3 protein-coding genes are annotated in these 10,338 nt (G+C 63.4%); 1 reads left to right on the forward strand and 2 read right to left on the reverse strand.

The features are described 5' to 3' along the window. The gene (locus KSS90_RS23665; protein ID WP_217867490.1) at positions 1-786 is read left to right on the forward strand and encodes a divergent polysaccharide deacetylase family protein; all 786 of its coding nucleotides are present in this window, start codon (positions 1-3) and stop codon (positions 784-786) included. Between the two features lie 121 nt (positions 787-907). On the opposite strand, the gene KSS90_RS23670 is transcribed toward KSS90_RS23665, so the two are convergent. Then, positions 908-5,548, reverse strand: coding sequence for a dermonecrotic toxin domain-containing protein (locus KSS90_RS23670; protein WP_217867491.1), 4,641 nt, complete (start codon positions 5,546-5,548; stop codon positions 908-910). A gap of 82 nt (positions 5,549-5,630) precedes the next feature. After that, positions 5,631-10,280, reverse strand: coding sequence for a dermonecrotic toxin domain-containing protein (locus KSS90_RS23675; protein WP_217867492.1), 4,650 nt, complete (start codon positions 10,278-10,280; stop codon positions 5,631-5,633). Positions 10,281-10,338 lie beyond the last annotated feature (58 nt).

The raw sequence follows: 10,338 nt of genomic DNA on the forward strand, positions 1-10,338 counted from the left end.
ATGCGTTATCTGCTGTCCCTGCTGTTCTGCCTGCTGGCTGGTGTCGCGCACGCGGCACCGGTCGGCAAGGCCTACATGAGCATCATCATCGACGACCTCGGCCAAAGCAGCGAGCGTGACAGCCGCACCCTCGCCCTCCCCGGGCCGGTCACGATGGCTATCATGCCCGACACCCCGCATGCCACCGACTTCGCCCGTCAGGCCCACAAGGCCGGGCGCACGGTGATTCTGCACATGCCCATGGACCCAGCCACCGGCCCCTATGCCTGGCACCCAGACATCGCCATCGAGGAGTTGGCCCGACGGCTGGATGCCGCCCTGGCCAAGGTGCCGTACGCTGCCGGCCTCAACAACCACATGGGCAGCCGCATGACCGCGCAACGCGAGCCCATGGCCTGGCTGATGGGTGAGCTGCAACGACGCCACCTGTTCTTCGTCGACAGCCGCACCAGTGCGGCCACCGTGGCCGCGGCCGAAGCCCAGGCCGTTGGGCTGGCGCACGTTTCACGAGACGTGTTCCTCGACGATGTACGTACTCCCGAGGCGATTGCTGGCCAGTTACGCTTGGGGGTCGAACAGGCGCGCAAACAAGGCTCGGCGGTGCTGATCGGCCACCCTTACCCGCAGACACTGGACGTGCTGGCGCGGGAGATTCCCCGGCTCAGGGCGCAGGGAATCGAGCTGGTCAGCCTGCGCCAGATGATCGCCGAACGCGGTAACCAGGCCATGCCAGGCCACGGCCATAAAGGCCGCTACACCCATGCCAGGCAGCTCGCAAACCCGTAGCCGGCAAGGCAGCGATCTAGCGCGAACTCAAGCGCAATGCCGGCAAAAGTGAACAGCTTTTTCCAAGACCTGCCCCCAGAGCACCTGCAGATGCATGCACAGAGGCCAGGGGCCGCCTTGGTCATGCTTGCTCCAGGTCAATGATACCGTTCAGGTCCTCCCTCAGCAGATTGCCACGATAGACGCTCGACAACCGGCCCGGGGTAGCGGCCATCAGCGCCTGCTCGAAGCGAACAGCTCGCTGAGCCCAGGTCTTGAGGTGGGCCTTGGTGAATTCGTGTGGAGGATCATCATGCCGGGCGTAATGCAGGTGCGCCTCCCACAAGCCGTTGCCGGTGGCTTCTTGCGGGCGCTCGTTCCAGATCACCTGGTATTTGTCTACGAAATCACCCGCAGCCAGCGCCACCCGCCGCGCACCGGCACGTATCGCTACCAGCCCCTGGCCGTGCAGGTAGCGCAGGCCAGCCGCCGACGGATGGGGCGTGCGCAGATAGAGGCGCACAAGCAGTGCCTGCTCCTGGGCTCGCAAGGTCCGGATACCCTCGCCGAGGGCATGAGCCTCTTCCTCTGCCCCGACGCGCTCGAGGATGGTCTGAGTCTCTGACATACGCTCGACATGCCCATCGATAACCGATGACAAGCCGATGGGCTCCAGGCTGCGTACATAAAGACCGGCCAAGCGGATGACCGCGCCCATCTCCCCGAGCAACTGCCGAGCGAGCCGTCTCGCGCGCGGCAATTGCGCGGCATCCACAGTCGCCGCCGGCTCCGGCGCCTCATCGTCACGGACCCAGTCGCCCGCCTGTTCACGGTACGTCGCAATCACGGTGTCGTTGATTGGGTCACGCTGCTGAATCCGCCGCACACCGCTGGTTTCGGTTTCTTCGCCAATGATTACCCGCCCGCGTCGGGTACGCACCACCCGACGGCGCAGAGGGGATACGGCATAGGCTCGGGCACGCTGGGCGGGATGCCCGGTGGTGAGCTTCTCATGGATGGCATCGTTCAGTGCCAGACGGGCCGAGCCACGCAACAGCTCGATCTGCGCCTTGAAACGCTCGAGCATGGCCAGGTCGAGTTGCTCGCCGAACGTCACCTCCAGGCGCTCGGCCGAGGCCAGCGTAGCCAGGTACGTTCGCTCCGACGACTCCAGCACGGCAATACGCTCTTCCAGGGTGACGTCCGCCTTGGCGAGCTCGGCGTGGGCGCTGCCAGCACTGAGCAAGCTGTCGCTGTCGAAGGTCTGCTTGAGGCTGATGCTGGCGTTGCTTTCCAGGTCAGCGCCGCGATCGAGCGCAAGCTCCGCCAGGCACATGGCCTGGTGCAGGTCGAGGTTCACGGTGGTGTAGGTCCGTCGCTCGATGTACTCGCGTACCCGCTCTTGCTTGTCGGCGATCACGAAGCCCGGATCATTGAGTGTTTCCGGCAGCAAGTCATCCAGCATCTGATTGACCTTGCGCAAACGCACCTGCACCGCGACAAGACCTTGCAGTTTGTCGCGGAACACCTGGTATCGCTGCTTCAGCTCGGTGCTGACCTCCTGGCCCTCCAGCTCCGCCGCCATGCGGTCCATACCGGGATAATCGGCCAACGCCCAGAGCCCATCGAGCAGGCCGTCGAGCCAGCTGATCATCTGCTTGCGCAGGTTCCCGCGCAATACCGTCACAGCATCAGCGCGCATGGCCACATCCGGGCGGTCGTACTTGCCCTGGCTCATCGCCTTGAGCGTCGCTTCCTGCTGCTCGCCCAGCGCCACCAACTGCTCCATGGTCGGCACGAGTGTCGACCAGTACCGGTTCAACTCGGCGCCGACCACCTCGATACGCTGGCCGAATCCAGCCAGCAACGCCTCGCTGCCCGGGGCGGCGGTGCCGTCGCGCAAAGCCTGCGTCAACCTGGCGTGGTGCAGTTTCGCGGTATCGAATTTGCGCACAGTCGCCTTGACCTGTTCGATCAAGGGATTCTGCCGTAGGACCAACGGCCGCATCTGCTCTACCCGTTGCCGCATCTGCTGGTGCAGCTCGGCGAACTGGGCCAACAGGCGTTCCCGCACCCGCCCTCGAGCGTCCGGCTGGCCGCCACGCAGCCGCAGCCCGGTGTCGATGTCCCAATTGCCCTGACGGCGCAGCAGGTAAGGACCGGGCTCATCGCCAGGGCCGACAATCCACACATCGGTATCTTCGGACAACACCTCGAAGTGCTCTCCCATCAGCAGCACATAGTAGCGCCCAGCCAAGCTACGCAGGCCCTGCAACGGCCCCTTGGTTTCAAGGCGCGCCCCCGTCAACGCCACCTTGACGCGCAGCTGCCTCAATGTGGCCTTCTGTACGCTGGACAACCCCTCCAGCCCCCTGGCGGGCGCAAAGGAAAAATCCACCGGCTGCGCATCACGCACAGTCGGCATCGCTTGATTCAGCGGCACCGGCGCGCTCTGCCTGGGCTGTGTCGCACCGTCACGCGATGCAGGCCCCTCCAGCGCCGGGCTTACCGCAACCGGGCCGGGGCCCCGCGAGGAAGGCAGGTGCAAATGCAACAATGCCAGCCCGACATTGAGCAGCAAGTCGGCCAGCGCCTGACGCTGCTGCGCGGGGCTGCCTTCATCGAGCATGGTGAAATCCTGGCGCAGGCTATGCACGCCCTGGCTGATCCAGCCGAGCAGGGCCACCGGCGCTGGCAGCAGCGGCAGGAACAGGTTGAAGATCAGCCAGGCGCCCTCGAGCAAGGTTTGCCAGCGCTGCTCGGCGTTCGAGACGCTCTGGCGCCCAGCCAGCTCCAGCATCACCTGGCGTCGGGCCATGAACATCCGCCGGTCTACCTCGTCGTCCCAAGGGTCCAGTGCCAACGTCGCGGGCTTCACCGGCGCGGGCCAGAGCGACGTGTCGAGGATGCCGCCGATGTGGGGTTCGCTGAACCCTCCGTAGGCATAGACCTTGCGGGCCTCGTCCGACAACCAGGGCAGGATGCTGTCGCGCAACGCCTGGTCCTTGCGCAGCGTTGCCATCAAGACCTGGGCATTGGCGAAGACCAGCAGCCGCCGTTCGCGTTGCAATGGGCGATACAGCAGCAGCTGCTCTTGCCGGGTCGTGCCGATCACGAACATGCAGGTGGCCACGTCGCTGGCCGAGCTATCGGGCTCCCGCCGGAACGCCAGCGGCATGAGCGTGGCAAATGCCGGGGCGGCGTCCTCCTGCGTCAGGTCCGCGATGGTCTGCCAGGCGGGCTCGTCCAGTTGGCCGGCCACTTTGGTCTCCAGGGCATCGAACCGTAACTGAGCCCGCCATTCTCTGGCGAACCTGCGGATACGCGTGGCCTGTGTGGCAATGTCATCGAGCTTTTGCGCCACATAGGTGGGGTAGCGAGCGCCTATGTCGGCACGCTGGATAAGACCAGCTACGTAGTCCGGCGTCAGCCAGGCGGCAATGGGCGCACCCCGTGCATGGCGGATAGCGGTGATGTTGCCACCACCCAGCGCGGCGAGATTGCCCACCGCCAGCGAGGTCAAGGTCAGGCCGGAATGCTCCACCAAACCGCCTCCTGGCCCCACGCCCGCGCCACCCGGCATGCCCCGCGCGACAGTCACGTCAAGGATCAGGTCGTCCGCACAATAGTCGCCGTCCACCGGATGGTCGCTCAGCATGCGCTGGCGCAACTGCTCGGCGGCGTAGACCATCAACGCATCGACGTCGCCCAGGGAGGAGCCAGCGTTCGACTCCACCTGGTCCTGCGCCAAGCGCCGCACGCCCTCCAGGTAGGCCAGGGAGTCGGTAGGCGATGCCGAGCCAAGCCACGCCGGCAACGTCAACCCGGGGACGGGAGTATCGGCCGTATACCCTGGGATCAACCATCGCGACGGATCGCTCAATGCGCCCAAGACACGCTCCAGATTGTCGAGATCGGCCAGCGTGCGCCAGCGTAGCCGGCGAATTTCGTCCAGGCTGGCATTGAGCAACAGGCCCACCTGCCGGGCGATGGCGTCTCCCGAAACATCATGCACAAACCACTGCATGCGCTCGAAGCGGTAGCGCTCGGCCAACTGGATCTGCAGCCCGGCAGCGAAAGACGCCGACGAATCATAGGCGGTTACCACACCGGAAGGTTCGCACCACAGCAGCACCTTACGTTCATCCCACTCCGCGCTCACCAACAGACCTGGCAGCCACAGACCATCGCTTTGCCCGGCCTGCTCGAGCACGACTTCCACCCACCCGACTGGCGGGCTCTGGGCTCCACCGCGCAGCAGCCCCAACAGTGCATCCTGCTGCTGGCTGTCCAGCTGCTGCAAAGGAAGATTGCGCAACAGCAGCAGCCGCAAGGCTTCACCCAGCCAGAGGGCTGGACTGTCGGCGGCGTCGTCCGCGCGCCAGAAATCGACCTGGGCCTCCAGGAAAGCCCGGCGTATGCGCTCAGGAAACGCGCCAAGCGCTGCCAGCAACTTAGGGTTGGCGCTCTGGGCGGACGCGAAAGGTTGCCCGACAAAGCCGAAGCGGCAATCGGTATACGGGGCTGTATCGAAATGAGGCGGCATGCCGGACAGCATGGCGCGCAGCAGATGATCGGCCAGTGGCTCCTCACGAGCGGGCTGACCTGGCGTGGTCAGCCATAGGCATGGCACAGGCTTGTGTCGCACGTCGGATACGTGGACAGGCTCGGCGAGCAGCCGGCTCAGTTCTCGGTTGGCCACTGCGCGCAGCGTGGGACGGGCGGCGAAGCGGGCAGCGACGCCAGCCTGGATGTCCAGGCTGGCGGCAGGTTGACAAGACATGACATGAGCTCCACGAACAGGAGCCAGTACGGTAAGTCGAGCCTGGCCGACAAAGGCTTTAAATAACGCTTGCGGCGAATGGTCAGTCGAACGGAATCAAGCCCTCCACATCCTTGAGGCGCAAGTCTCCTCGATAGATCTTCAAGAACTCTCCGCGCACCTTTGCGGCACGCAGCTGCGCTTCGTGACCGAGCCGGCGCTGCGACCACAGCTTCAGGTGGCCCTTCACGAATGCACGGCGCGGCGTGTCGCTGTCGGGGTAATGAAAGTGCGCCTCCCACAACCCGATACCCTGGGTATGGCCGGCCAAGGGACGTCGCCGAATCTCGTAGGTGTCCAGGTAATCATGCTCGAGCAAAGTCTGGCGGTCGACCGTACGCGTTATGCTCACCTGCCCGTTCTCCAGCAGAAACCGCAGGCTTTCTGCCGTGGGATGGCTGGTGGAAAGATAGATGGCCGTCAACAGGTCCCTTCGTAGAGACTCCAGGCGCTCGACACTGTCCTGCAATTCTTCGCGCAACGCCTGGCTGCTCCATGACAACCTGTTCATCGCCCGCTTCAGCTTTTCGACATGTTGTTCCACCACTGTGATCAACCCTTTCGGTTCATCCGCTTCAACGTAGCTTCGCGCAAGGCGCACGACCTTATCGACCTCCGACAGCAACCCTCGAGCTCGCCTGCTCCATACTTGCGGCTCGATCGTTGGCGATGGCGGCACCGACGGCGGCGCAGCGTCCTGGACCTGCTCGACCCACTCGCCGCCCTGCTGTTTGAACGTCTTGAGCACCGAGGCGTTTTGCGGGTCGAGTTGCTGTACGACCTGCTCCCCCTCGACCATGCGCTCTTCACCGACCACACTGCGGCCTCGCTGCGTGCGGACCACCCGACGCTTGCCGCCGCGCATGGCGTATACCGCCTGGCGCTGGGGCCTGGGCTCGGCCAAATCCTGCTCCCGCAGCAGACTGGTCAATTCATCCTTCGCAGCCTCATGCACGCTCTCCAACACCATGCGGTACTTAACCAGCACGTCACCGCGCACGGCCTCACCACCAAAGCCCAACAGGTACTTGCTCATCACATCGGCCTGTTCGTAGGCCTCGATCGCGCCCTTGAGCACATCGATCTGTTGCTGTGGAGTAAAGCCGCCACCGGCGAGCTCGCCATGCGCGGCACCGGCACTCTTCAACTCTTCGCCGTACAGATAATCCGAGTAAGCCAACATCGTCTTCTCGTCGATATCAACCTGACGGTTCAGGCTGAACTCGGCCAGGTCCATCAATGCCTGGAACTCCAGGTCGATACCGGTCATGCGCCGCTGCTCGATGATCTCGCCAAGCCAGGCGACTTTGTTGCGCCGGCTCCCGTCCTTGTTGGTAAAGGTGACGCTGGTATCGCGCAAGGTCTCCTCTAGCAATCCATCGAAGCGTTTGCATATGCCTACCAGTTTTTCCTGCCACTCAACCACTTGCCGCAACCCTGCATAGAAGCGTTGGTAGATGGCTACTTCCACCGGCGTTTCAGCAACCACCGAGACTGATTCGACTAGTTCGTTCAGGTTGGAATCATTGATCAACGTGGCCAACTGGTTGTAGTAGAGGTTGCAGTCTTCTATCAGGTCCCTGCGCGTATCGTTGCGCTGCAAACGTATAGCCTCGCTCATTTTGGGGTCGGCCTGCTTCATCGGTGCCAGCTGCGAGACCACATCGTCATGCTCGAAGCTCGTAGCGATGTAATCCTCCACATATTGCAAGACCCTCAACCTGACGCGCGTATGCAAGTTGCGCAGCAGTTTCAACTGCTCTTCATCACGCTCGCCTTTGGCACCTTCGAGGGTAGCGATGTCCTCGGCCACTTTCGCCTGCTGTTCGCGCTGCTTGTGCAACTCGCGCTCTTTGGCGATGAGGCTCTGCATCAAGGTGCTCTCCTGATCCATGAGCTGCTTGTACTTCTGCTCATTTTCTTTCTTGCGCATCTCCAACCGCGTCTTCGGGCCCTGCCCCGCCAGCCGCAGGTCAGTGTCGATACGCCAGGCTCCGGATCTGAACCGCAGCCAGGGACCTGGCTCACCTTGCTCACCGAGGATCCGTAGGCCGTGTTCGACGGGCTCGACGCGATAAGCGCAACCCGCCATCCAGAGGTAACGCTTCCCTTCGACTTCATACAGCCCCTTGCCCGCCCCGCTGGCCAGAGGTTGCCGCCCCTCGAGCACCACGGTGGACGCCAGCGCACGCAATCTCTGCTTTGCCTCCCTGGGCATCCAGTTGAACCCCTGGTTTGCCCGATAGGAATGGTCCTGCTGTGACGCGAAACGTGTGCCCATCAAGCCAACCCGGCCTTCCATCGCCACCTGGGGGCCCATGCGCCCCACCCTGAAGGTGGCCGCCAACGGATCGGTGAACGCCACTCGCAGCGGCCGTTCGTGCTCAGGTCGTGCCGACGGCAAGCGGGCATGCAACATTGCCATGCTGAGATTGAGCAGCACATCGACCACCACCGACGAGCGCTCGAAGGCGGAACCCTGGCTGAGGGCCTGCACCTGGTGCTCCAGGCCGGCAACGGCTTGAACCAGCCAGGTGACGGTCGCTACTGGCCCCCGCAACGACAAGGTGACTGTGTCGAACAGCAGCCATGCCCCCTGAGCGAGCGTTCGCCAACGGCTTTCGGCGTTGGAGACGGTCTGCCGGTCCGCCAGGTCGACCAACAGATCGCGATTGGCCTGGTAGAGCTTTTCATCCATATCGGTCAGCCAGACCTGGGACGCGAGGCTGGCGGGCTCAGGTGTGGCCGGCAGATTGAACGGGTCGATACCGATGCTGGTGACATGGGGCTCGGCGAATCCACCCGCCGCATAAATAGGCCTTACCTGGGGCGACATCCAGGTCAGCAGGCTGTCCTGCAGCTCCAACGACCCGACGATGCCCGCCATCATCGCGGCGGCACTGGAGAATTCCAGGAGTGGGTCTTTGGGAAAGAGCGGGCGATACAGCAATACGAGCGACGGCCTCGCCAGGAAAATCACGTACATGCCCTGAACAAGGTCCCGTCGCGTCGACTGCGGTTGACGCTTGAGCAGCAAAGGCATCAGACCGATGTCTGCCGCTTCCTCATCGAACATACCCCGGCACAGATCGGTCACGCACTGCAAACCCGCTTCGCTGATCTTGCCACCGAGCTTCGCGGCCAACGCGCTGAACAACAGGCTGATACGCCACTCACGAGCAAAACGGCTAACCCGATGCGGGCGTGCCTGAGGCTCGTCCAGGGTCTTCGCCACATAGTCAGGGTAGCGACAACCTACATCGACCTTGCTCACCAAGGTCTTGGCATAGTCGATACTCATCCAGGCAGGCAACGCCTGCTGATCGCGGCGCGACAGGCGCTTGATGAAAGCGCCCTGAAGGCCCACCAGATTGCCGATGGCGAACTCCGTCAAGGTCTTGCTCGGCAGCACCTCCAGCGATTCGCCGCCGGCGGCGCCAACACCCGCGCCGCCCGGCATGCCCCGCGCCACGGCGAGTTCCACGATCAACTCGTCCGTGGGAATCGTGGCATGCACGGGATGATCCAGCCGAATCTGCGCCTCAAGCTGCTGCCGGGTATAGGTTGCCAGGTCAAGCACTCCGTCCAAGGCGGCGATACCCTCGGACTCGCTCTGGTTCAGCGCCAGCTCGAACACCGCGGCCTGGAAGGCAAACCTGTCGCTTGTCGTTGCACCGAGCATCCCCGGCGGCGTCTGTATCTCGGCCAACGCCTCCAGGTGGTATCCCGCGATGAACCCGTTTCCCGGGTCGCTGAGGTGTTCGAACAGTCGCTCCAACTCCGCCACATCGGCCAGCATCGGATAGCGCACGCGATCGAAGGCTTCGAGCATTTGCTGGAGCATCAGAGTCGTCTGCTGAGCGAACACATTGCCATCCAGCACCTGGCGATCCCAGGTCATCGTATCGAAGACATGGTTCTCGGCGAGTTCGTCGCGCAGCGCCACGGTGAACTGATCCAGACAATCGAATGCGCGGATCACGCTCGAGGGCGAGCACCAGAGCAGCACCTGCTGCTCGTCCCATTCGCCGCTCACCAGCAGGTTGCAAGGCCTGACGCTCGTCAGCTGCCCGGCCAGGCTCAATCGTGCCTCCACCACAGCCACGATCGGCAGGTGGGTGCCCCCTTTGAGCAACCCATAGATACAGGCCTGTTGCCGAGCATTCAGTGACTGCAAAGGAAGATTGCGCAAAAGAGCCGTCTTCATCACCAATTGCAACCATTCGTCGCGGCTCACGCCGGCTGAGCCTTGAGCGTTCCAATAATCGACCTGAGACTGGCGGAAATACTCGATCGCCAGCTCGATCAGTTCATCCAGGGCGCTGCTTAGGTCGCCCAGTTGCAGTGCCCCGAAGTTGTCCTGCTGCTCGGCATAACGGTAAGGCGCACGCAGTGCCAGGTGGGGACGACGACCATTGACCTCGGCAAGCTGCACCGACCGGCCCGTCAACAAGGCCTGCAACAGCACATCCACGAAAGATTGCGACACCCAGTGCGGCTCGCCGGGATGGGGACTGACCAGCAACAAGGCATCACCATCGATCAGTGGTGGCTGTACCCGAGCCAAGACCGGGTGGTGCTCGAACAACAGCACCCTGAGCCGCTCGCCAATGACCTGGCGCAGAGTGGGCCTGCTGGCGAACTGCCGGGCGACCGCCGTTTTGAAATCAAGATGCGCGGGAAGGATAGGCATGCTGCTTGCTCTTGGAGAGTGGACACCCAAGGTGCCGCATGCAGGCCGATACCCGGTG

The sequence above is a fragment of the Pseudomonas maumuensis genome, from assembly GCF_019139675.1.
In the GTDB taxonomy this organism is placed as follows: domain Bacteria; phylum Pseudomonadota; class Gammaproteobacteria; order Pseudomonadales; family Pseudomonadaceae; genus Aquipseudomonas; species Aquipseudomonas maumuensis.

Excerpts from the sequence above, each read along its gene's own strand:
- KSS90_RS23665 (WP_217867490.1), top strand. The coding sequence starts at position 1 with ATGCGTTATCTGCTGTCCCTGCTGTTCTGCCTGCTGGCTGGTGTCGCG.
- KSS90_RS23670 (WP_217867491.1), bottom strand. The coding sequence starts at position 5,548 with ATGTCTTGTCAACCTGCCGCCAGCCTGGACATCCAGGCTGGCGTCGCT.
- KSS90_RS23675 (WP_217867492.1), bottom strand. The coding sequence starts at position 10,280 with ATGCCTATCCTTCCCGCGCATCTTGATTTCAAAACGGCGGTCGCCCGG.